At 44.2% G+C, this 20,839-nt stretch carries 25 protein-coding genes; 7 read left to right on the forward strand and 18 right to left on the reverse strand.

Annotation, left to right across the window (positions count from 1 at the left end; translation table 11 throughout):
• Window positions 1-36: 36 nt before the first annotated feature.
• The 3 genes from NQ117_RS21460 to uptA form a co-directional block, all read right to left on the reverse strand.
• On the reverse strand, window positions 37-660 hold the full coding sequence (locus NQ117_RS21460; RefSeq protein WP_258280064.1) for an MBL fold metallo-hydrolase: 624 nt from the start codon (window positions 658-660) through the stop codon (window positions 37-39).
• 70 nt (window positions 661-730) lie between these two features.
• Window positions 731-1,297: a thioredoxin family protein gene (locus NQ117_RS21465; RefSeq protein ID WP_258280065.1), complete on the reverse strand. Its 567-nt coding sequence runs from the start codon at window positions 1,295-1,297 to the stop codon at window positions 731-733.
• Window positions 1,294-1,914, reverse strand: a complete 621-nt coding sequence (gene uptA, locus NQ117_RS21470) for an undecaprenyl phosphate transporter UptA (protein WP_258280066.1) — start codon at window positions 1,912-1,914, stop codon at window positions 1,294-1,296. Before uptA ends, NQ117_RS21465 begins: the two co-directional genes overlap by 4 nt.
• Before the next feature lie 244 nt (window positions 1,915-2,158).
• On the opposite strand from uptA, the gene NQ117_RS21475 reads away from it, so the two are divergent.
• Both NQ117_RS21475 and NQ117_RS21480 read left to right on the forward strand, forming a co-directional pair.
• Window positions 2,159-2,614: a transcriptional regulator gene (locus tag NQ117_RS21475; RefSeq protein WP_258280067.1), complete on the forward strand. Its 456-nt coding sequence runs from the start codon at window positions 2,159-2,161 to the stop codon at window positions 2,612-2,614.
• A 167-nt stretch (window positions 2,615-2,781) separates the two neighbouring features.
• On the forward strand, window positions 2,782-3,090 hold the full coding sequence (locus NQ117_RS21480) for a dehydrogenase (RefSeq protein ID WP_375163110.1): 309 nt from the start codon (window positions 2,782-2,784) through the stop codon (window positions 3,088-3,090).
• Between the two features lie 147 nt (window positions 3,091-3,237).
• On the opposite strand, the gene NQ117_RS21485 is transcribed toward NQ117_RS21480, so the two are convergent.
• The 3 genes from NQ117_RS21485 to NQ117_RS21495 all read right to left on the reverse strand — a co-directional run bounded on the left by NQ117_RS21485 (window position 3,238) and on the right by NQ117_RS21495 (window position 7,105).
• Entirely contained in the window at window positions 3,238-3,684 is a 447-nt protein-coding gene (locus NQ117_RS21485) for a hypothetical protein (protein ID WP_258280068.1), read from the reverse strand.
• A gap of 159 nt (window positions 3,685-3,843) precedes the next feature.
• Window positions 3,844-6,159: an O-antigen ligase family protein gene (locus NQ117_RS21490; protein WP_258280069.1), complete on the reverse strand. Its 2,316-nt coding sequence runs from the start codon at window positions 6,157-6,159 to the stop codon at window positions 3,844-3,846.
• 265 nt (window positions 6,160-6,424) lie between these two features.
• Entirely contained in the window at window positions 6,425-7,105 is a 681-nt protein-coding gene (locus tag NQ117_RS21495; protein ID WP_258280070.1) for a PilZ domain-containing protein, read from the reverse strand.
• 183 nt (window positions 7,106-7,288) lie between these two features.
• On the opposite strand from NQ117_RS21495, the gene NQ117_RS21500 reads away from it, so the two are divergent.
• Window positions 7,289-7,774 (forward strand): GNAT family N-acetyltransferase, encoded by a 486-nt coding sequence (locus tag NQ117_RS21500; RefSeq protein ID WP_258280071.1) that lies wholly within the window; start codon window positions 7,289-7,291, stop codon window positions 7,772-7,774.
• 161 nt (window positions 7,775-7,935) lie between these two features.
• Here the strand turns inward: NQ117_RS21500 and NQ117_RS21505 are convergent, their stop codons facing one another.
• From NQ117_RS21505 to yyaC, 4 genes are all read right to left on the reverse strand, one after another.
• Entirely contained in the window at window positions 7,936-9,132 is a 1,197-nt protein-coding gene (locus NQ117_RS21505) for a class I SAM-dependent methyltransferase (RefSeq protein WP_258280072.1), read from the reverse strand.
• Window positions 9,111-9,308, reverse strand: coding sequence for a hypothetical protein (locus NQ117_RS21510; RefSeq protein ID WP_258280073.1), 198 nt, complete (start codon window positions 9,306-9,308; stop codon window positions 9,111-9,113). Before NQ117_RS21510 ends, NQ117_RS21505 begins: the two co-directional genes overlap by 22 nt.
• Before the next feature lie 140 nt (window positions 9,309-9,448).
• Entirely contained in the window at window positions 9,449-10,246 is a 798-nt protein-coding gene (locus NQ117_RS21515; RefSeq protein ID WP_258280074.1) for an alpha/beta fold hydrolase, read from the reverse strand.
• A gap of 483 nt (window positions 10,247-10,729) precedes the next feature.
• Window positions 10,730-11,278 (reverse strand): spore protease YyaC, encoded by a 549-nt coding sequence (gene yyaC / locus NQ117_RS21520; protein WP_258280075.1) that lies wholly within the window; start codon window positions 11,276-11,278, stop codon window positions 10,730-10,732.
• A gap of 187 nt (window positions 11,279-11,465) precedes the next feature.
• Here yyaC and NQ117_RS21525 point away from each other — a divergent pair, with 187 nt between their 5' ends.
• The gene (locus NQ117_RS21525) at window positions 11,466-11,690 is read left to right on the forward strand and encodes a DUF1128 domain-containing protein (RefSeq protein ID WP_258280076.1); all 225 of its coding nucleotides are present in this window, start codon (window positions 11,466-11,468) and stop codon (window positions 11,688-11,690) included.
• Window positions 11,691-11,781: 91 nt separating this feature from the next.
• Here NQ117_RS21525 and NQ117_RS21530 read toward each other — a convergent pair whose 3' ends face one another.
• Entirely contained in the window at window positions 11,782-12,486 is a 705-nt protein-coding gene (locus NQ117_RS21530) for a copper homeostasis protein CutC (RefSeq protein WP_258280077.1), read from the reverse strand.
• Between the two features lie 19 nt (window positions 12,487-12,505).
• On the reverse strand, window positions 12,506-13,501 hold the full coding sequence (locus tag NQ117_RS21535) for an asparaginase (RefSeq protein WP_258280078.1): 996 nt from the start codon (window positions 13,499-13,501) through the stop codon (window positions 12,506-12,508).
• Window positions 13,502-13,638: 137 nt separating this feature from the next.
• Between NQ117_RS21535 and NQ117_RS21540 the strand changes: the two genes are divergently transcribed.
• The 3 genes from NQ117_RS21540 (at window position 13,639) to NQ117_RS21550 (ending at window position 15,309) form a co-directional block, all read left to right on the forward strand.
• The gene (locus NQ117_RS21540; protein ID WP_258280079.1) at window positions 13,639-14,307 is read left to right on the forward strand and encodes a phosphatase PAP2 family protein; all 669 of its coding nucleotides are present in this window, start codon (window positions 13,639-13,641) and stop codon (window positions 14,305-14,307) included.
• A gap of 142 nt (window positions 14,308-14,449) precedes the next feature.
• Window positions 14,450-14,932 carry a YtxH domain-containing protein gene (locus tag NQ117_RS21545; protein ID WP_258280080.1) on the forward strand — a complete coding sequence of 161 codons (483 nt, stop codon included), beginning with the start codon at window positions 14,450-14,452 and terminating at the stop codon, window positions 14,930-14,932.
• 14 nt (window positions 14,933-14,946) lie between these two features.
• The gene (locus NQ117_RS21550; RefSeq protein WP_258280081.1) at window positions 14,947-15,309 is read left to right on the forward strand and encodes a hypothetical protein; all 363 of its coding nucleotides are present in this window, start codon (window positions 14,947-14,949) and stop codon (window positions 15,307-15,309) included.
• 101 nt (window positions 15,310-15,410) lie between these two features.
• Here NQ117_RS21550 and NQ117_RS21555 read toward each other — a convergent pair whose 3' ends face one another.
• From NQ117_RS21555 to NQ117_RS21580, 6 genes are all read right to left on the reverse strand, one after another.
• On the reverse strand, window positions 15,411-16,787 hold the full coding sequence (locus NQ117_RS21555; RefSeq protein WP_258280082.1) for an amino acid permease: 1,377 nt from the start codon (window positions 16,785-16,787) through the stop codon (window positions 15,411-15,413).
• A gap of 242 nt (window positions 16,788-17,029) precedes the next feature.
• On the reverse strand, window positions 17,030-17,800 hold the full coding sequence (locus NQ117_RS21560) for a sigma-70 family RNA polymerase sigma factor (protein WP_258280083.1): 771 nt from the start codon (window positions 17,798-17,800) through the stop codon (window positions 17,030-17,032).
• Window positions 17,797-18,255 (reverse strand): anti-sigma B factor RsbW, encoded by a 459-nt coding sequence (gene rsbW, locus NQ117_RS21565; protein ID WP_258280084.1) that lies wholly within the window; start codon window positions 18,253-18,255, stop codon window positions 17,797-17,799. Before rsbW ends, NQ117_RS21560 begins: the two co-directional genes overlap by 4 nt.
• Window positions 18,256-18,291: 36 nt before the next feature.
• The gene (locus NQ117_RS21570; RefSeq protein ID WP_144994319.1) at window positions 18,292-18,609 is read right to left on the reverse strand and encodes an STAS domain-containing protein; all 318 of its coding nucleotides are present in this window, start codon (window positions 18,607-18,609) and stop codon (window positions 18,292-18,294) included.
• A 106-nt stretch (window positions 18,610-18,715) separates the two neighbouring features.
• Entirely contained in the window at window positions 18,716-19,930 is a 1,215-nt protein-coding gene (locus tag NQ117_RS21575) for an ATP-binding protein (RefSeq protein ID WP_258280085.1), read from the reverse strand.
• Window positions 19,931-19,956: 26 nt separating this feature from the next.
• The gene (locus NQ117_RS21580) at window positions 19,957-20,823 is read right to left on the reverse strand and encodes a CheR family methyltransferase (protein WP_258280086.1); all 867 of its coding nucleotides are present in this window, start codon (window positions 20,821-20,823) and stop codon (window positions 19,957-19,959) included.
• Window positions 20,824-20,839: the final 16 nt, after the last annotated feature.

A 20,839-nucleotide genomic window follows, 5' to 3' on the forward strand; every position in this document is an offset into this window, starting at 1 on the left:
ATCTTCCAGCTATCTGTAGTCTGTTAAATACTCAAGCTACAGAAATGGATTGTGTTCCTTCTCATAGCCGATTGTTGTCGCTGGACCATGACCAGGGTATACGTTGACATCATCATCAAGCGTAAACAACTTGGTACGGATCGAGTTGATCAAGACAGCATGATCCCCACCTGTAAGGTCAGTACGACCAATCGACATGCGGAACAATGCATCACCTGCAAAGCACTGTTTATCAAAGACAAAGCTCACACTACCAGGAGAATGACCTGGCGTGTACAGCACATTAAGCTTCAATCCGATTAGTTCAAGCACATCTCCATCCTGAAGCAAATGCTCAGCAGGATCAAAGATCATCGGCTCGGATATTTGCGGCCAGCGAAGTGAACCGTTTAGTTCAGGATTCGTCAGCCACTCCTGTTCTTGTTCATGAATATAAACAGGACAGCCATAGCGCTCGCGAATAAGCCCCAAACCACCGATATGATCCAAGTGAGCATGGGTAAGCAATACTGCTTTAACCTGCATGTCTCCAAGCGCTTGGAACAACGGTTCAGGATTCATACCTGGATCGATTACGACCGCTTCGTTCGTGTCTTGCTGATGAAGAATGTATGCATTCGTCTCGAAAGGTCCTAGTGGAATTCCAATGATGCGCAGCATAGTTGTAAAACACCGCCTTTATAAGATTTCAAGACTCCCATCTGATTAAACTAGAAGCCGTTATTCTATTTTAAAAGGATGAGAGCAACTCGCGCAATTCTTTAAGAATTCGCGTTTGATATTCCGTACCTTCACCATACTGTTCGATTATCTTTTGACGAGTAATTTTCAAGTTATCTTGGTAGTCTGCTGCTTCGCGATCCGGATTCGCCTGTTTAAAAGCAATCATATGTGCTTGTACATCGCTAGGGCGAGGCCCCCATTGACCGAGTACATGTCCACCTGTGTCTGCAATAATAACAATCGGCACCGCACGGCCGCCCATCGTTAAATATTGATCCATTACTTCAGGAAACTTCTCTACGATAAGTACTTCTGTAGGAATACCCGCTGCTTCTGTCGCACGTAAAACAACTGGCACATTGCGGATAACATCCCCACACCAATCTGCCATTAAGATAAGACAACGAAGATCATCGCGGAATTGAAGCGACTCGAAGAAGGATTTATCCTCTTCATTGCTCCATTCGAAACCTTCGTACCAGCCTAGAAACGCGTCTTTATTTTTCTCCATTCCATCAATAAAGGCTTGTGGCGTAATTCCTTGATCCATAACTGCTGCTACGGTTTTGCTCATATCGGTTTACCCTCTTTCTTCTTGGACATCGTGTATTTGATAACAAAATAAATAATAAGCACTGCTAAAGCTACTAAAATAAAAGACTGAATATACGGTGTCGCCGCCTCATCAATATGCTGCCAACGTTCACCCAATACGTATCCCAGATACAAGAAGCCTATCGTCCAGGGTATCGCCGCTAGTGTCGTCAACATGACAAATCGCCATACCGGCATACGGCTAATTCCTGCGGGAATTGAAATGGCGTGACGAACGATCGGAACAAACCTTGCCGTGAAAATAATACCTGTACCGTACTTATTGAACCACTCTTCAGACTTGTCAATATGATGCTGATGAATAAGCAGATATTTCCCGTAGCGAGCCAAAAAAGGCCGCCCACCATACCGCGCTATTGCATAGATAACAAGCTGAGCTCCAACACCGCCCGCAACTCCAAAAAACAGGGCGGAGAAGTATGAAATATGCCCCTGTTGAATTAAATACCCGCCATAAGCAAGTACAAGTTCACTCGGGATCATTTCCATCATCAGACCGATCATAATTCCAAACCCGCCTAAGCTTTGAATCCATTCAAGTACGTTCGATACAAGATCATGTAACACGGTTAACATTCGCCTCGGTTTCTCCTCTATATAATCGAGCGTTTAAAAAGTAAGCTTTTCAAACCAACTCACAGAGGTATAAACCCATTTTATTCTAGCATACCCAAGGACATGTCTGCTACTGCTTGTCATCGCTGTCTGCCTGTCCGCATACACTGTAATACGAATCAATTTCATCATGCAGCAAATGAATGGTACATCGCTGCTTAAATAGCTGCACTTCTGTCCAGATCAAAGAATAAGGAGGAGTCGTATGGCAACTTGGTGGATCGTTACAAAAAAACATTGGCGGATTGGACTTATTTCTGTTGCTGCTGTTATGTGTGTGACCGCATTTTGGCGCTACGAAACGAATCGTATTCAAGAAAACACAGCTCAGTCTCAACCTACAGAAAAACGTGTCATCCATATGATCACAAGTGAGGTAAAAGGGAAAACGGAGGATGGTAAAGAGATAGAAGTCTATCGTTTCGATCCAGGTACAGTACCTGCCAATGACGGAGAGCTCGTTGAATTGCGGATTAGCGGTGTGAATGGCAAGCAGCATGACTTTTTTATTGAGGGAATGGACATCAAAGGAACGATTTATAAAAATAAAGAAACGGTTGTCACTTTTGTCGCTAAGGAAGGCATCTATCGAATCATTTGTGCCAACCATGCAGATGCCGCACATGAAGGACCTATGATAGGCTATATCGTTGTCGATTAATGATCATACATGTGATGTACATGATTCAGATATGAAAATACTGATTTGCAGTCTTACATAAGCATCCCTTTGTTGTAGCTGTAATTAGGCCAAATTCCAACGGTAGCAGGACGCCTTCTTCCGCATATGTTGTTAGCATCTTGACGTATGAAAGGAGCTTGCCCGCTGTGAAGCCAAAAGAACGTCATACTACTCCTCTACCGTCGATGCGCAAAATACGCCGAGCCTGTGCTACCGAATTGTACCGAACTGTGAAACGGATGAATGTGTATATTCCAGCGCCGCTTATCGAACAAGGTGAGCAGCTGTATGTAAAGAAGGTTGTTGCTAACCTGTTATTTGTTCATGAACATGGTCAAAATCGTAAGAAGCTCTGTGACTGGTGGGAGGAGCATGTTGCCCCAGAGCTTGCTGAGCTGTGGGATGTAGATATCGAAAAGCTAAAACAAAACTTTCGACACACCTTCGGAGGTTAGAACGAGCAGCAAGCAAGACAGACAACCATGTACTTCTTACTCCGTAAAAAGGCTCATGCCGTACAGCATGAGCCTTTTCGTGCATCTCATATGGATATTGACTACAAGTGGAAATAGAGAAACTATTTCTCTACCCTACATTAAGGGCTACCCGATAATAGCGAACGCCTCATTTCCAGCAGGTATCACTCTAGTTCTGCGGAACTGAACACCGTTAGCATTAAATGTCCGTATCACTAGCGGCACATTTGTTGGCGTTCCTATATTTCTAAATTGGACAACACCAAAGCGGTCAAATGGCGCAGTAGCAATCAAAACGCCATTAGCGAATGCACGTGCAGTAAAGCCTCTTGTGTTAAAAGGAATTCCATTAAGCTGAACCCAAACTACCGTAAATCGGTTTAAATACGGACCTTGAAATACCGTACTTGTCTTGTTCGTTGATTTAGTTGTCTTCTTAGTAGTCGGGTTTACTGTTTTGCTAACTGGCTTTAATTCTTTTAACGGTGGTTGCTTCGCAGTCGTTCTAACGGTTTGCTTAACAGACTGTTTGACGGCTGGCTTAACGACATGCTTGGTAGGCTGCTTGCTCATACCATGGATTCCCCCTTATGGCGATTTGTATACCCTATGCTTGTGAGTCTCGCCCTGTATGGACGTTACACCCAATAAGCAAGAAGGCAGCATAAATTGGGGAGGTGTACCCTATGGTAACGCATTCCGGAATTCGTACCGTTGCGTTCATCTCGTTTATTACGGCCACGTCAATCTATCGACGGAAGCAGATGCGCGAAGCGCCTCTGGCGTGATAGCGAATTGCTTATCGTTCGCCGGGTCAACGAGCGCCTCAATTCGGCGCACTTCAGCATTGTATTGGCTGAAGCAATCTTGCGTCGCCAAGGCAAGCGCACGCGCCTCGGCGCTGCGCCCTTGCTCCGCCGCCCTAAGGCTCATGGCGGCGAGACGTTCGACCGCTTCGGTCTGCAATGCCTTATCGAAGCGGTCTGCTTGCACAGCCGCATTCCACCAGGCGGCGGCATCTTCTTCGCGTCCGCTTCGTTCGGACGCGAGTGCTAGCGCACGATAGAGCGCTTTGCCGCGGCGTTCATAGCGAAGGCCCTCGCGCAGCATGGCAAGCGATTCATCAGGCGGCAGCTGCTCCGCTACCGCGAGCCGCATCCCCGTATTCGCTGGCGATAAGCCTACTGCGAAGCGGAGATAAGATGGATTATCAACATGGCGTCCAACGTTGTATATCATATGTCCTGCCACCTGAAGCACATTCATAACAACTCCAGTGCCCAATACAATGGTAAGGAACAACGCTATCGAGCGCTGATTCAAGGAAAGTCCATATGGGGACAGACGAAAACGCTGCCGCTTTGCCAGAGGCACATTGCCGCTATCGTTAGCTGTAGAACGTTCACGCGACCGAGCATCAGCATCACATGTCTTTTTATCCGTCATCACTTGATTACCTACTGGAGTTAGCCAAGCAATGACAAGCCAAGCTAAGCTGATCCATATGACTAAGCCGTATGCCATATCAAAGTCGATTAAGCTGTGCAGAATAACAATGAGTACGGCTGCGGCCGCTCCTTGATGTCGTCTCCAAGCACCAATCACCGCAACAGCGATCATGCCTCCCACAACGAAAGTCCCCGCAAGTCCGATATCCAATAGACTATCAACAAATACGCTATGTGCTTCCTTGCCTACATACGGCTCATGCTGAATACTGGAAAACTGCTGTCGCCATGCATCTCCGCCGCTTCCAAACCACGGTCGCTCCTGCCATAACCGCCATGCATCTTGATAGATGAGTACCCGTGCAGATGCTGTTTCGTAATGCCCGCCCGTTAAACGATCAGACGCCTGATCTGGCGCAACTGCCCAAGCTAACCATGTCACTACTAGGATAACCATGCTTGTCCCGATAACGAGCAGCATCCTCTCCTTCTTCACACGTCGTTTAACATAAGTGGCAATTAGCAGTAGTAAAGTGTTGCTCAGCATACAGCCGAATAGTGGTATCCATGCAACAGAACGTAAGGTATCAGATAGCCATAGCGAAGCAGTTGCGAGCACAGACAACAGTGCCCAACTTAACAACCATAGCATAAATAGAAATAAGCTTAGCTTCTCTTTCCTTGGCGCCATCAACCAAGCAACGAGAAGGACGAACATGATAACCAACCAAGCTCCCCTAGACTCTGTTAAGCCTAACACGGTAAGATGAAGCAAAATAAGCCCGGTTGCAATCACAGCCTTGAACCCTTTGCTATACAGCAGCCTTCTATAAACGTGCTTTATGCCTTGCAGCTGCGGTTTCTGCAGTGATTGTATAGGCGGTGAAGATTGTAACACTTGCAAGCGCCTATAAGTGTCCAACAAATGATAGACAGCGAATGCTCCAGCAATCGTGCCAAGTGTATTCGGGTATTGCAACCATCCACCTAAACGAAAACCAAGTGCAGACATTTTTGCATTTGAACTAAAATAGACAGCCCCATCAAGCTTCATCCATCCGTACAATTGAAACAATGAGCCTCCAGATAAAACGAATCCAGAGACTGTCACTAACTTATGAGCCCATTGTTGCTTGTCGTGCCTAAACATCCCGTTATGATTCGCAGCTCTCGAATCAGCCCTACTTGTATATGCGCTAAGGTGTACAAGTACGATAACCCAAGCACCAGCCCCAGTCCAACGTATGATTTGCATCCATGTTCCTTGCACACTTACAGGGCTACCTAACAAACAAACGGCATAAAATAGCGCAGCTATGAAAGGAAATAACAGCGGCCACGGTATGCTAATGGCAACTCTATTTTTCGTTTCTAGATGCCCTCTATGCATTATGGCCCGCCATACGAGCCATAAAGCAACAGGCATGATAACTAATGCGGCTCGCATATAATCTCGATCATAAAACCAGCCATAGTCCAGCATCCCACCAAGCAGCAGCCAATACGTACACAACATAAGTACATAATGCAGAATTTGATTACCCCGAAAGTTCCAAAATGCCGCTTTCTTTTGTCGTACCTTTTGATGAGCACTCCACATACAACCACCTCCCTCATCACCACGTACGTGATTCCTATTAAAAATTACCCTATTACCCCATATAAAATCCAACAAAGAAGGCCCCCCTTTCGGAAAGGCCTTCAGCATTATTTATAATCATATCGTTTCTTGGACACCATATCGTCCATTTTGTCCTTCGAACTATGCATATGTTCTCACTGCCTGGAGCCTGCCTATTACAATCGTTCCCATTATGTATCGCTCTAATCACATCTTTATATAACAACCTTATACCCTAACCCTATTAGCCTAATGTCGGTTTCTTAGAATGTACGTAGATTTCAACTTGCCTACGCAGAATAAAGGCGCGCAACGCTCTTGACGTCCGATTATCCATGAGTTCTAACGTTCCGCCACACATCAACGCTGATTCTTTTTGTTCTTGGCGAATGATATAAACTTCAGCTTGCAGCTTAAAACCTAAGTCCAACTCGACATTCAACTTATGGCCTATCTTCCATTCACAATGAGGCGCGACAAGGAAGCCCAGCCCGTTCAAACTAATGTCCAATAGATCGATTGTCATTTGTGACAATTGATCATCAGACCCATTCCCATCCGAGCTTTTAAAAATGCTGGCTATTCCGCTATTCCTTGCTTCAACCCTAGGATGCTCTCGCTTGTCCGCAAATTTCTTCTGATGCTGTGGCGGATTAACAAATAAAAGCGAACCTAGGTGTCTTGCTATTATTTTTGTCATAAACGTAAACATGCCCACCGGCGAGTACATCGTGATTTTAACTTGCTCTCCCAGTTCGAACTGTTCATATTCTGGAAGCTCAACTTCCATTAGATCCCCTTCGATATAAGATAGCACACCTGTTGCAACGGTACTTTCCCCCTGTATAACCGTACGGCTATGTAGAAGAACTCGCAACGGTTGCTGAGCAGATGGCGATGACTCTTGTGCTGATGCTTCAAACATGAACGTTGTTCAGCTCCCTTTCCATTCAATTCATCCTATCATTCAAATAGATGATTTCTTATAAATATGTTATCGTCAACAAACTATCTATTGTAAAGATTGAGGAGATTATCATGCTTATTTTTTCTTAACACTAATGCTTCCTATATTCATTATAATGAGGGCTACAAAGGAGGAACGTGTATGGAGCATCATTTTGTGATAGAACCAATGACCGAGGAAGATGCTGACGACATCTGCTCATGGCAGTATGAACCACCATTTGATATTTATCGTTTTTTACCCTGGTCAGAAATGAAATCCCAGTGTATCGAATTCGGCGATCCCGACCTACGAACGTCTCAATATACATCGGTTCGCTTAGGTAAAGAGCTAGCAGGGTTCGCTCAATTATTCCCACTTGTGAACGTTACCCGTATTGGGCTCGGCATGCGGCCGCAATGGTGCGGAAACGGATATGGAGTAGATTTTGTGAAAGCAATCGTAAAGGAAGCGCAGCTCCGTGCTCCCGAAAATGAAATTGATTTAGAAGTGCTAACATGGAATAAACGAGCGATTCATGTATACTTGCGAGCAGGGTTTCAAATTACAGATGAATATGAGCGCCCTACTCCAACTGGAGAAGCCTCGTTCTACTGCATGGTTTACCAACCATCACAACCAAAATAATCTGTTCTATGCTTGCACAATAAAGGAATTATTAATAAAGCAAAAATAGCGTACTAATAAAGTTGCCCCTAACGTAATTATGACTTAACAGCAACCGTCATTTTATACCTACGATAGGGGCTAACTAACATTCATATCAAACGAATTCGATAACTACTTTACTAACTGCTACCTTCGCTTAGACCAAGACGGTCCCATTCCGATTGGAGCGCGCGCTCTAAATAGGGATGGATGTGCAGAAACTGACGATACGCTTGATATTCCGCCCAAATACTGACCACTTCATCCTGCTTGCGCTTCGCCGCAACTGCACGTATGAGCAAATTTTTCGGGGTATGTTCCAGATCAATAAATTCAAGCAGCTGCGTGCTATACCCCACTACATCTAACAATTTAGCGCGTGCAGCATCTGTAGCTAGTGCTGAGAAGCGTTCTTTAAGTATGCCATGACGCAGCAAAGGCTCTAATTGTGGAGCATCTACTTGTTGATACAGCTCATGCTGACAGCATGGCACTGACAAAATAACGTTTGCTCCCCAACGTACTGCCTTCTCTAAAGCCATATCTGTCGCCGTATCGCAAGCATGCAAAGTGACAACCATATCTACATTGCCAGCCCAGTGATACTGTGCAATATCTCCGAGTGCAAAATGCAATCCATCATATTGAAGCGTGCGAGCAAGCTTTTCACAGTGTTCGATAACATCTTTCTTTAGATCAAGACCCGTAATATGAACCTCACGTCCGCGCAATACATGCAAATAATGATACAAAGCAAAGGTTAGATACGATTTGCCACATCCGAAGTCAATGATACGAATCGGCTTATCGGTAGGCAGATGGTCCAGCACATCTTCCACCATCTCAATAAAGCGGTTAATCTGCCTGAACTTATCGTACTTGGCACCCAATACATTACCCGAAGCACTCATAATGCCAAGCTCGACTAAAAATGCGGCAGGAACCCCATCTTCGATAATGTACTGCTTCTTGCGATTATGAGATAAGTCGACTTGTTTGGACTTTTTATCTGTCTTAGATTTAATATTTACCTTGTACTTTTTGCTAATGAGTACATGATGTTCCCCATCTGTGGTGCGAATCAAGGCTTGTTGAAAATGATCGTTAAGCAGCTGCATCAGTTTCTCTACAGCCTCTGTCATCAAAATATTTTCATGAGCCACCTTGTTAGCATAATGATAGGTCAATTGCAGGACAACGCCTTCTCTCAGCTTAACCGGCTTAGCTGCAACCTTCGTACAACCAGGCTCAGGCTGCTGCCTAACTTGACTAAATACGGCAGAATGCAAGCTGCCGGATTGTATACATTCATTTATTAATTCGCGTAAACGTTCCACCTTAATAACTCCCAACTTTCCTTTACAATAAACTCTCTATTGAAATGGTTATCTTCATTCACGGCGAACTGCTGCCGCTCCATTGGATTATCATTCATATGCGTTACAGACATCCATCCATCTCGATTTAAAGCTTGATAGAAAGGATGAATATGATAAGCATACACGAAAGCCATCCACATAACCACTTTTCACACAAGGTTCTTATGCATGGAATATCCAGAGCGCTTCCAGCAGTCAAAAAGGCGACCCTTACAATTAAGGATCGCCTGATAAAGCTATTCATGGGTTACTCGGATATCGTCCTATTCTCTGATCACGATTGAACGCAGCTTGCCATGAAACGTTCAATGACTTGCGCCATTTCCTCCGGGCTCTCCATCATACCCATATGCCCAACATCGGATAGCAAGACTTGACTAACATGAGGACCTTCTGTTGTAAATAACCGCTCTGGCGGCACAATTTGGTCTTGATCACCCGCTACGAGCAGCAACGGTAACTTCGTCGCAGTCATAACTGCTGTGCGATCTTCTCGCTCTCGCATCGCCAAAGCAGCTCCTATCGCTCCTTGCGGAGGTGTATGGTAACCTATCTCTAATGCTCGATGGACAGATGCCTTATGCTGCTCGAGCTTATTTGGATTAAACAATTTTGGGACAAGCTCATCGACGAACTCCACAATTCCTTGTGACTGAATACGCTCGACAGCTTTTAGACGATTTTCTTTTGCCTGCTCCGAGTCCGCATAACCTGTAGAGTGGATCAAACCAAAGCCATGAAGACGATGCGCAAAGCGCTGCGCGATTGACAAAGTGACATATCCCCCCAGAGAATGTCCGAGCAGCACGAACTTGTCTAGCTCCAGCCTGTCCGCTAATGCAATAATATCATCTGCCATCTGCTCGATGGTATATGCCCCTTTCGGAGCGGAGGACTTGCCATGACCACGCAAGTCTGGCGTAATGACTCGATATTGATGCTTCAAATGAGGAACAACGTCTGACCAGTATTGTTTATTGCCACAAAAACCATGCAGCAAAATAACAGCTTCTCCCTTACCGCTATCCCCTATATGTAAATGAAATTCCTTATGGAGTTCAATCTTCGTCATCCTTTTCCCTCTTTCCATTCTATATTGTATGCCACGAAACGAAAAAAAATCCAATTTTTGTGTATATTCATAAAAAAATTCATGAATGCACAGTTGTTGATTCTAGTATGCATAAATGATCCATAGTTATTGAATATATACACTAATTGCATATCCGATGAAACATAGCTAACGCTAACCAACTCTCCACCTATTGGACTCAGCATACCTAATAAGTAAGGGGGTGTTGATAATGGAAGGGTTCGAACTGTTTCTCGGCACTTGTACGTTCATGATTGGAATGGTTCAGCTGATGATCGTTTTATCTGATCGAAACAAAAAGTAGTCCGCTCCGCACAGAACGGACCATTGCACGCATTGGCAGTTCCCAACTCATGCATTTGCTAGGCTAAGTCGGATGCCCCACATCCGGCTTTTCTATTTAGGCCCACAATTTCAATTTATGGTGGTGGTATCTATTTTATGATTGGATAACAGCACTAATTATGAACGCTCCGTTACAGTTGCTACAGTTGCAGCAATCGCATCCACAATCTGATCAACCATGCGAATAACTTGGAACAAAGAAGTCGTTTGCAGCGTCATGTATGGCTTCGGTCCATGTTGGTTCACAACAGCCGCAATACTGTAATGACCTACTGCTGGCAGCGATGTACCTACGGATTCAGCTGGCTGTAAGGATTGATTGTTTACAAGAAAATGTCCGACCGAAGAGGGATGGCCTAAGCACGCATCTATTGCCACCACAATCTTTGCATCATCTATCGATGCCAGATGGCGCTCCAAGCTAGAAGCATCACACGGATCAGCCAACGTACCGATAACTTGCGCATATCCGAGCTCTTGCAGTTTTGTGCCTACTAAAGGACCTAACGCATCACCTGTAGAGCGATCCGTACCTATACATACAAATACGATGCGATCAACCTCATGCCGGCTAACGATTCCCTGCACGAAGGATACTAAGCCAGACTGCGTACATTTACGAGGCTTATTTGTAGGCAGGCATTCTTGTTGCATATGATCAACCATGAGCTCTCCCCCTTAATTTATATCCATCGATTTATTAATTAATAATAGAACATTGTGAATAAAATGCGTACGCTTGGTGACGCCTTATTGTACTGTATGACAAGCTTCATTGCCAAGTCGTGCACGAAGTCTTTGACCATGTTACAATACGTTCAGCGACGGTGTTAAACCGATGAGGAGGATCCTAATGAGTGTAGAAGCAGGAACACAAGCAGAAGTAGAAATGATGATTGAGGCAATTAAGGAACGTTTGAAAATGGCAACAGCTGCTGCGATGCAAGCTTCCGCCTTCTCTGTAGATCAATACGAGGATATTAAGGATATTTATGAAATCGTCATTAGCAAACCAAACTTCAGTATTAGTGAAATAGAAGCGCTTGTCCAAGAGCTAGGCAAGCTGCGCCGTTCTTAATACAAGCAGCACGAATGTTTTCACACTAAGTAAAAGAGCTGTCCTACAAGCAGAATCATCTACTTTTCGGACAGCTCCTTACCTGTTATGACTACACGCTCACTTCATCTAACAATGCACGCAGCTGCTTTACCCGCTCTGCATCTACAGCATTCCCCATCAAGCCGTCATGTCGAACCGAAGAACCAGCATGAACCCATGGAACTCCCGTTTCACGAATGACTGTTTGTACATTGTCTGAACTAATACCGCTGCCTGCCACAATACGCAAACCGTTAGGACCCGCATCATTTACAAGCTGCTGCAATTGCACAGCACCATCCTGGGCAGTCGGCTGGCCACCTGAAGTCAGTACATCTGTAATCGAACTATGACGCTTCAATACTTGCAGAACTTCCATTAGATCGATCGATTCGTCGATAGCACGATGGAACGTAATCGACATGCCTTCCGCCTGCTTAAGCACCTCTGCAAGCAGATGCTCATCTACTTTTCCTTCTGCAGTAAGTGCACCGAACACAATTGCCTCGGCACCAGCCTGCTTTGCCATTTGAATGTCACGCACAATCGTCATGCAATCATCTTTATCATAGACAAAGGAACGAGCATGCGGCCTTATCATTACGCGAACGGGGATATGGGCAGCTTGAACCGCCTGCTCAATTAGCGCGTAGCTAGGAGTCAATCCTCCTTCAGCTCCAGCCGTAATGAGCTCAATGCGATCTGCTCCACCTGCTTGAGCAGCTTTCACATCACTCAGCGTCGTCGCAATTACTTCTAAATGTACTCGATTCATGTTATCCACCTCTTAAACCTTAGAGCTTAAATACGGTATGGCGCTCTCCAACAATTAACCCTTGGTCATTTTTAATAATAGTTGGGAACGCTTCTTCCAAGCGCTGAATCGTTGATTCGTGTCTATAGCCTATTTGCCTTAGTATTTCAGCAATGACATAGGCGCATTCTTCATCGGAGCCATCTGCAATTTTCACAGCGAAACCTAGCTGCTCCTCTTTTAGGGCAAAACCAAATATCCCTTTAAATCCACCTTTGGCAACGATGTTATCATCTTCCATTAACACGGAATCTAAACGGCCTGTACCGCCAACTAGCAGCGGATAGCTTGTCATCGCTTGATTGATACGTGTAACCGCTTGTCTTGTTTGTTCATCCGTAATCAACGAAGGATTGCCTAGCCTCAAGTAAGCCGCAGCAATCGCTGGCAATGGCAATGCATAAACTGGGAAGCCGCAGCCATCTGTACCTACTCCTACAATATCAGGCGATACCCCAGCTATCTCAAGAACAGCTTCTGTAATCTGAATCTGTGCAGGATGGGTAGGATGTGTGTACGTATCTAACTCATAACCTTCCTGTTTGCACCAAGCCAACACACCGAAATGCTTGCCCGAACAATTATGGAAGCGACGCTCGGGCTCCCCGCCTTCGCGAATCCAGTCATAACGAGAGGAATCATGAAGTGGATAGGAAGGGTGACAAACTAATGCATCTTGTTCCAACCCACTAGCTGCCATCATGCCATTAATTGTCTGCATATGCATGTCTTCACCACGATGCGAGGACAACATCAAAGCCAACTCTCGGTCCCCATAGCCATAATGCTCAAGAACCCCGCTTTTCACAACAGGAATCGCTTGCAGCGGCTTGCCTGCTGATCTAAGAAACGTGGGTCTATTCATGTCACCGATAGCATGGAGAATCGAACCCGAAGCATCAACTGTACAAATTGCACCCCAATGCTCGCATTCTACCCAGCCACCTCGTGTTTCTTCAACTAATCGTTTGTACATGATGCGGCACCCTTTATCTTTATAATCGTATTTATGTTATAATCACTTCTCATTATACCGAAATTACAACAAATTTGCTCTCGCAGATTCTGATTCTACATACCACGGTTATGTAAGCCGGAAAGGATGTAAACGTAATGAGTAATAAAACAACACAGCAGGCAACCAAATTGACGTTAAGCGTGTGGTGGGGCCTTATTACCATCCCACTTCTGCTATTTTTACTGGCATGGATAACAAGAAAAGTATTAAAACACGTTCTCCTGCCTATCGATATTGCCGTTACGGATACGTTAAGACAATGGGCTACACCGACATTGACGAATATCGTAACAGTCATTACACATATGGCAACGGATTATTTTATTATTTCGCTAGCAGCTGTCATGGCAGCCCTTTTCATCTTAGTCTGGAATAATCGCAAGGCTGCTCTTACTCTCCTCCTAGCCTTAGGCGGCGGATATTTGCTAAACGAGACGATGAAACAAATATTTGCGCGTACGAGACCGGAATGGGAGCATTGGGTAATTGCAGACGGTTATAGTTTTCCTAGTGGACATGCTATGGTCGCAGCTGCCTTCTATGGGGTTCTTGCCTATTTACTCGTACAATGGCTTAGAGACAAAGGCATTAGCTCTAACGTGGCAACGACGGGAATTGGCTTTATTGCCGGAATTCTTATTATTTGCATCGCCTTAAGCCGTGTATATTTGGGAGTCCATTATATTACAGATGTTGTAGCAGGCATTTTCGCCGGCATGCTGTGGTTTTTCGTATGTATTTACGGGTATCGTCGAACCAAATAACAAATCCAACACTAAGACCATAGTAAGCTGTTAAAACAACATATCCCGTCTTTATAAAAAATGTGATTGTTTCAAATTCATCGCTAACGTGTAAATCCTCCTTAACAACAAATTCGATTTTAACGTTAAGGAGAGCTGAAAGATGAATACTAATATGAATACTAATTATTCACCCGCTTACAATCATGATGTAGGATATAACACAACCAACCATAATAATGGAAATAACTTTGCAAGAGGTCTTCTTATTGGTGGACTCGTAGGTGCTGCCGCAGCCCTGTTGTTTGCACCTAAGTCTGGTCGTGAACTGCGCCAAGATATATCGTACAAAGCTCAATCTGTTGGAGAAATGACAAAAGATGCAGCTTGTGATTTAGGGAATAAGGCAGCAACTATCGTCAAATCGGTAGGAGAGCGAGCAGAGACAGTCGTTACGAATGTCAAAACTGCTACTCAAGCGATCGCAGAACAAGTTCAGGATGCTAAAGATGAAACGATGATGCATACAAAAGAAGTTATTGCGGATGCAGCAGATAACATAGCAGCAGCTTCCTCTCAACCGCAGCAAAATGCTAGAATCGTTCCAGCGCCGGAAGCTCAACTTCCAGGGTCGATCGTTAAATAAGGAGGCTGTCAGCTATGAACACAACTTCGATGATAAGCGCTCCAGCACAACGTGTGCGCCATGTATTCATTCAACATGGCTTCACAGGCATCAGCTGCAAGGAGAAAGAAACGTTCGTCCTAGGCTGGATCGATCAAGACATGGATGAGTTGCGTGCTTCTCATGTTTTTACGGTCCCAGCTATCTATTTGCCAGACGGAAAATTGTTGATTGAAGCTGAAAAGGCTTCCTTTTCTGGATATGGACAAGTGCCTGATTCCATCCAGGCTCAAGCTCAGGAACAGCTGAACGAAATATTGGCTGCGTTAAAAGATGACCGCTCTGTTCCAAGGGAAGAGACACACTCTTACAAGCCATTAGACAGTGAACGGCAGTGAACGCATACCGTTTCCAAAACCATAATCTCCACCATATAAAAGAAGCTCTAGACAGCAACATGCTGCCTAGAGCTTCTTTTTATTCGTTTCTATTCCATGTTCTATTTATGAATAGGACCGCGAACTTTGGCATACACGAAGTACCACACTACACCAATTACAAGCCAAATACCGAATATAATCCACGTTCTGAATGGCAAGTTCGCCATCAATAGCACACAACTTGCGATCGACAATATTGGAATAAGCGGCATAAATGGAACAATAAACCCGCGCTTCAAATTCGGATGGGAGCGGCGAAGTAAAATAACAGAGAGACTAACCATAACGAAAGTTAGTAGCGCCCCAATATTTGCGAGATCCGCCAATTGCTTCAGATCCATAAAACCTGCAACGAAAGCACTAACTCCACCTATAAACCACAGCGCCACTGACGGTGCGTCATTCTTGTTCTGCTTGGTGAAGGAACGCGGCAGCAAGCCATCACGACTCATGGTCATCATTACTCGTGTCGCAGCATATATGTACGCTAGTACGACAGCCATCATACCGATAACTGCACCAATCGCAATGATGCCCGCGACTTCATTTCTCCCTACAAGATGAAGAACATGTGCCATTGCTTCCGGCACATTTAGCTCTGTATAGGAGGCCATTCCGGTCATAACCACACAAACCAATACATAAATTACTGTACTGATAGCCAGTGATCCAATAATACCTTTCGGCATATCCCGCTGTGGGTTCTTCGCATCTTCAGCAGACGTGGAAATCGCATCAAACCCAAGAAAAGCAAAGAATACAGCTGCTGCACCTGCAAGCACTCCGCTTGTGCCATATGGCATAAATGGAGTCCAGTTGGCAGGTTCTACATAGAACGATCCAACGATAATAAAGAGCAAGATTACACCTAGTTTTACAAATACCATGATGTTATTGACGGTCTTGCTTTCTTTCGTTCCACGCAATAACAGCCATGTCATAAACAACACCATCAGGATGGCAGGGAGATTCACAAACCCTCCGTGAGCAGGAATGGTCATCCACTCAACAGGTATACCTATTCCAAACGACTCTAATATATTGTTTAAATAGCCTGTCCAACCACTTGCTACGGCTGAAATCATCAGAACGTAAACAGCTAATAGCGTCCAGCCCATTAAATGAGCCACTAATTCACCTACTGTAATATAGGCGTAAGTATAAGCACTTCCTCCCACTGGAACGGCTGAAGCAATTTCCGCATAGCACAATGCTGCAAATGCGCATACGATACCAGCCAAGATGAAGGAAAGAATTACTGCAGGGCCTGCATCTCTTGCTGCGACCAAACCTGTAAGTACCATAACGCCTGTCCCGATAATTGCACCCATACCTAGCAAGGTTAGGTCGAGTGCTCCTAATGTTTTCGAACCTTTTCTGTCATTGCATTGAGCAAGCAGCGTGTTCACATCTTTTTTACGAAACCAATCTGTCATTGTTATTTGCTGCACCCCTCTAGATGTCCACCATGTAGTTTTAAGGTCATATTTTATCATGCCCATCTTTCTCGAAGAAGCCTACAAATGTTGGGGGTTACCCAAAACAAAAAAAGCATGCTCGTCCTATGCATTGATGCAAGAACAGCATGCTTATGTAGATCTTATGGATTCATTAGACACGAAAACATAATAATAATTACCAGAACAGATTGACGTACTAATCATCAAATGCTGTCTCTTCATCGGGCTGACTCTTGATCAGTCAAAATCTTCTTCAGCTTATCAGTAGCTCTTCGTTGAATTCGAGATACACTCATCTGCGATACACCGAGCTGCTCTGCAACCGTACGCTGTGACAATCCTTGTTCAAATATAAGCAAAAGTACCTTCACTTCTTCTTGCTTCAACTGCTTCATCGCCTCAAGCAAATCCATCTTATGTTCAACGGACTCATAATCATTCGCATCAGAACTGATTAATTCCCCTAATGTAGCTGCGCTCTCATCTTGCGACAGAGGCGTATCCAGCGATACATAATGATAACACTCCCTGCCTGCCAGAACTTCAACGGTTTCTTCCACAGAAAGCTCTAAGCGAGCGGCAATTTCATCAATACTCGGGGAACGCTCTAATTGAATCGTTAATTCATCAATCGTCTGCTGAACGACTGCACCTTTTTCTTTGATTCTCCTTGGTACCTGAATGTACCAAGACTTGTCGCGCAAATAATTTTTCATATGACCGATCATACTCTTCATCGCATATGCCTCGAACGGCACTCCCAAAAGAGGATCGAACTGCTGCAGCAAGCGAATCATAGCCATATTCCCTACTTGCATCAAATCTTCATACAAATCTGGTCGGTTACGTGATATTTTACCTGCGGCCATCTTAACCATCGGCTCGTATTTTTGGATGAGAACAGTGGCAATATCGTTGTCGTGGTTTTGTTGATACAGTCGGATTAGTTCGTTCGCATCCTCGTTAACTTTAGGATGTGGAATTGTCATCTGGACTCCCCAAATGCCTGAACACGTTTCATCATCTTCACTTCCGTACCACGACCTTCATGACTAACAATGCTCACATCGTCCATTAATGCCTGCATCAAATAGAATCCTAATCCACCTGCTTGAACGTCATCCAACGACTTGTCATGCCATCCTGTTGCGTGATCAAGCTTATTATCTGCCATAAAGCTCGATCCTTGATCACGAATCGTCAATTCTAATTCATGATCACCAATTTCGAAAATGATATCCACCATACCACCTTCTTGGCTGTATGCATATAACACCGCATTGTTGCATGCTTCTGAAACAGCCACTTTCATGTCCTCAATTTCTTCATAGGAAAATCCAATTCTACTCGCTATGCCATACAAAGTAAGGCGCACGACATCGACGTAATCAGCCTGTGCAGGCAAGCATAAATTCACTTGCTGCTTCGTTTTCACTTCTGCCATGATTTTCTATCCTTTCACTCTCATATTCGATTTCTATTAATGCTGTGGAATTAAAAATTTTGAAATACCCGTGACATCAAACAATTTCTGTACATGCGAGGGTACATTCTCCACAAAGAAAGGCGCCTGTTCGGCATGACGCACTTTTAAAATAGAGATGAGTATCCCAATTCCTGTGCTATCAATGTACGACAATTCGCTTAAATCCAACGTCAGTTTAGTGCTAGGGTCTACCGCCAACGGCTCCATCATCGTACGAAATTCTCCCGCGGCTGCTAAATCCAACTCACCTTGGAGCTTAACACGAATACCGTCTGCTTCCTTTAGTGTCACTGCTGTAAACTTGTGGCTCATAATTTCTCTCCCCTAAATAAACGACATGAATAATTTTTTGTTCTGTTCAAATACTTCATTCTGCCTTATCTCTTTCTATTAAACACGCTTCATAACGTTTGAAACACTATATATTCATTTCCTGATTACTAATTTGCACGCGGACGTGAAATTGCACATACGTTCCTTTTTCACTAGGAAGAATACGTATCGCACCATCCATCGCTTGTACGATCGTATGGCATATGGCTAAACCTAGCCCGCTACCACCATATTTTCTACTCAAGGACGAATCCAGCTGGAAAAATGGCTGGAACAGGCCTGCTCTCTTCCCTTCCGGTATCCCTATTCCTGTATCCCTTATCTCGAATTGTATATAACAATCACCTTGTTTTTGATCAAGAGACAATAACTTGATTGCTAGCTCAATTGAACCTTCTGCTGTAAATTTAACTGCGTTGCCAATTACATTTACTAGTACTTGGCGCAGGCGTTCTCTATCTCCATTAAGGTAAGTCGGAATTTGTTCATCTATATCAAGGGATAAGATTACATTTCTATGGATGACTTCAGTAGAGAACAAAGCCAACACCTCATGTGCCACTTCTTGTATGGAAAATGGATATTGGTCTAGCTCAAGCCCACCTGATTCCAGCTTCGTAAAATCCAAAATGCGGTTGATCGTTTTCACTAGCGAATCTGCACTGTTATAAATATATTTAGCGTAATTTCGCTGTTCTTCCGTCAAATCACTATCAAGCAGCAAATCTACCATACCTAGAACTCCATTCATTGGAGTTCTTATTTCATGACTCATCATGGTAAGAAATTGCGTACGAACGGATGCAGCACGTTCAGCCTCTTCTTTAGCCATTTCGAGTTCCTTATTCATCCGCTCTAGTTCTTGTGTCTTTTGCTGCAGCAGCATCTTCTTCGCTTGTAATCTTTTCTGCGCTTGGAACATTCCTACGAAACTAGCAATCTTCGATTTGAGAACATGAGGGATGAATGGCTTAACCATATAATCGATCCCTCCAGCTGAATAGCCGGCAAATAAATGCTCCGTATCCGTATAATTGGCTGAAATAAATATGATCGGAATATGCTGCGTCTTTTCACGCGACTTAATCCACTTGGCTGTTTCAATCCCATCCATCCCAGGCATCTGTACATCTAGTACAATGACAGCAAATTGTTCTTTCATCAAATGCCGAAGTGCTTCTTCACCCGATGACGCCGTCACTAAACGGTAATTCTCATCTGACAACACCGCTTCAAGCGCTAACAAGTTCTCAGGATAATCGTCTACCAGCAAAATATTAATAGGTTCCAACGTAGGCATGATGCCTCCATGCCCCCCTCAATGAATTATCTTATTTTCCGATAGATCTTCTCATTGAAATCCAGCTCTTCATAAGAAGATTCACATTGTGTAAAATGCAAAGACTCTTTTGAACCAAGTACCAATATACCATTGTGGCTCAAACTCTCATAGAACAGCCGATGTACACGATTGCGCAGCTGATCATTGAAATAAATCATGACATTGCGACAAAACACTACGTTGAACTCATTGAACGACATATCCGTTGCAAGATTATGATCCGCGAATATCATATTTTCACGTAGAAAAGGATTCAGAATGACCGTTCCTTCATCTGTTGCTGAGTAATATTCCGAGAACGATCGCTTGCCCCCTGCCTCCAAGTAATTTTTCGTATACTGCTTCATCTTGTCCAACGAACAGATCCCTTCTTTGGCTGTCTGCAAAGATAGGCTATTCATATCTGTCGCATATAATCGTGTTCGCTCGTATAAGCCTTCTTCTTGAAGGAGAATAGCCATCGAGTACACTTCTTCTCCAGTCGAGCAGCCTGCATGCCAAACACGTATAGAAGGAAGCTCCCTCAGCTTAGGGACCACTTTCTCCCGAAACGTCTTGAACATAGAAGGATCGCGAAACATTTCTGTCACTGGGATGGACAAATTGCGCACAAATCTGTCTACACAATGACGATCAGAGAGAACCTTGCCTTGTAATGCTGAAATCGATTGAAGCTGCTCACGGAAAATTTGATGCCATATTCGACGTTTTAGTGATGGATACGCATAGTCTCTAAAGTCATATCCATACATTCGATATACACCTTCCAAGAGCAGCTCGATCTCGATTCTCTCACGAACCGTTTCTTGTTCCGTGCCGTTATGATCTACTTCTTGCCTAAGTTCATTCACCCGGTCTCGTTACCCC

The organism is Paenibacillus sp. SC116 (genome assembly GCF_024733555.1).
Classification (GTDB): domain Bacteria; phylum Bacillota; class Bacilli; order Paenibacillales; family Paenibacillaceae; genus Paenibacillus_B.

Coding starts and splice junctions, on each gene's coding strand:
- NQ117_RS21530 (WP_258280077.1), bottom strand. CDS start 12,486: ATGAATCGAGTACATTTAGAAGTAATTGCGACGACGCTGAGTGATGTG.
- NQ117_RS21545 (WP_258280080.1), top strand. CDS start 14,450: ATGAATACTAATATGAATACTAATTATTCACCCGCTTACAATCATGAT.
- NQ117_RS21570 (WP_144994319.1), bottom strand. CDS start 18,609: ATGAGCCACAAGTTTACAGCAGTGACACTAAAGGAAGCAGACGGTATT.
- NQ117_RS21490 (WP_258280069.1), bottom strand. CDS start 6,159: ATGTGGAGTGCTCATCAAAAGGTACGACAAAAGAAAGCGGCATTTTGG.
- uptA (WP_258280066.1), bottom strand. CDS start 1,914: ATGTTAACCGTGTTACATGATCTTGTATCGAACGTACTTGAATGGATT.
- NQ117_RS21510 (WP_258280073.1), bottom strand. CDS start 9,308: ATGGCTTTCGTGTATGCTTATCATATTCATCCTTTCTATCAAGCTTTA.
- NQ117_RS21535 (WP_258280078.1), bottom strand. CDS start 13,501: ATGTACAAACGATTAGTTGAAGAAACACGAGGTGGCTGGGTAGAATGC.
- NQ117_RS21465 (WP_258280065.1), bottom strand. CDS start 1,297: ATGAGCAAAACCGTAGCAGCAGTTATGGATCAAGGAATTACGCCACAA.
- NQ117_RS21550 (WP_258280081.1), top strand. CDS start 14,947: ATGAACACAACTTCGATGATAAGCGCTCCAGCACAACGTGTGCGCCAT.
- yyaC (WP_258280075.1), bottom strand. CDS start 11,278: ATGGTTGATCATATGCAACAAGAATGCCTGCCTACAAATAAGCCTCGT.
- NQ117_RS21475 (WP_258280067.1), top strand. CDS start 2,159: ATGGCAACTTGGTGGATCGTTACAAAAAAACATTGGCGGATTGGACTT.
- NQ117_RS21515 (WP_258280074.1), bottom strand. CDS start 10,246: ATGACGAAGATTGAACTCCATAAGGAATTTCATTTACATATAGGGGAT.
- NQ117_RS21560 (WP_258280083.1), bottom strand. CDS start 17,800: ATGACAATTCCACATCCTAAAGTTAACGAGGATGCGAACGAACTAATC.
- NQ117_RS21500 (WP_258280071.1), top strand. CDS start 7,289: ATGGAGCATCATTTTGTGATAGAACCAATGACCGAGGAAGATGCTGAC.
- NQ117_RS21485 (WP_258280068.1), bottom strand. CDS start 3,684: ATGAGCAAGCAGCCTACCAAGCATGTCGTTAAGCCAGCCGTCAAACAG.
- NQ117_RS21540 (WP_258280079.1), top strand. CDS start 13,639: ATGAGTAATAAAACAACACAGCAGGCAACCAAATTGACGTTAAGCGTG.
- NQ117_RS21575 (WP_258280085.1), bottom strand. CDS start 19,930: ATGCCTACGTTGGAACCTATTAATATTTTGCTGGTAGACGATTATCCT.
- NQ117_RS21460 (WP_258280064.1), bottom strand. CDS start 660: ATGCTGCGCATCATTGGAATTCCACTAGGACCTTTCGAGACGAATGCA.
- NQ117_RS21495 (WP_258280070.1), bottom strand. CDS start 7,105: ATGTTTGAAGCATCAGCACAAGAGTCATCGCCATCTGCTCAGCAACCG.
- NQ117_RS21555 (WP_258280082.1), bottom strand. CDS start 16,787: ATGACAGATTGGTTTCGTAAAAAAGATGTGAACACGCTGCTTGCTCAA.
- rsbW (WP_258280084.1), bottom strand. CDS start 18,255: ATGGCAGAAGTGAAAACGAAGCAGCAAGTGAATTTATGCTTGCCTGCA.
- NQ117_RS21525 (WP_258280076.1), top strand. CDS start 11,466: ATGAGTGTAGAAGCAGGAACACAAGCAGAAGTAGAAATGATGATTGAG.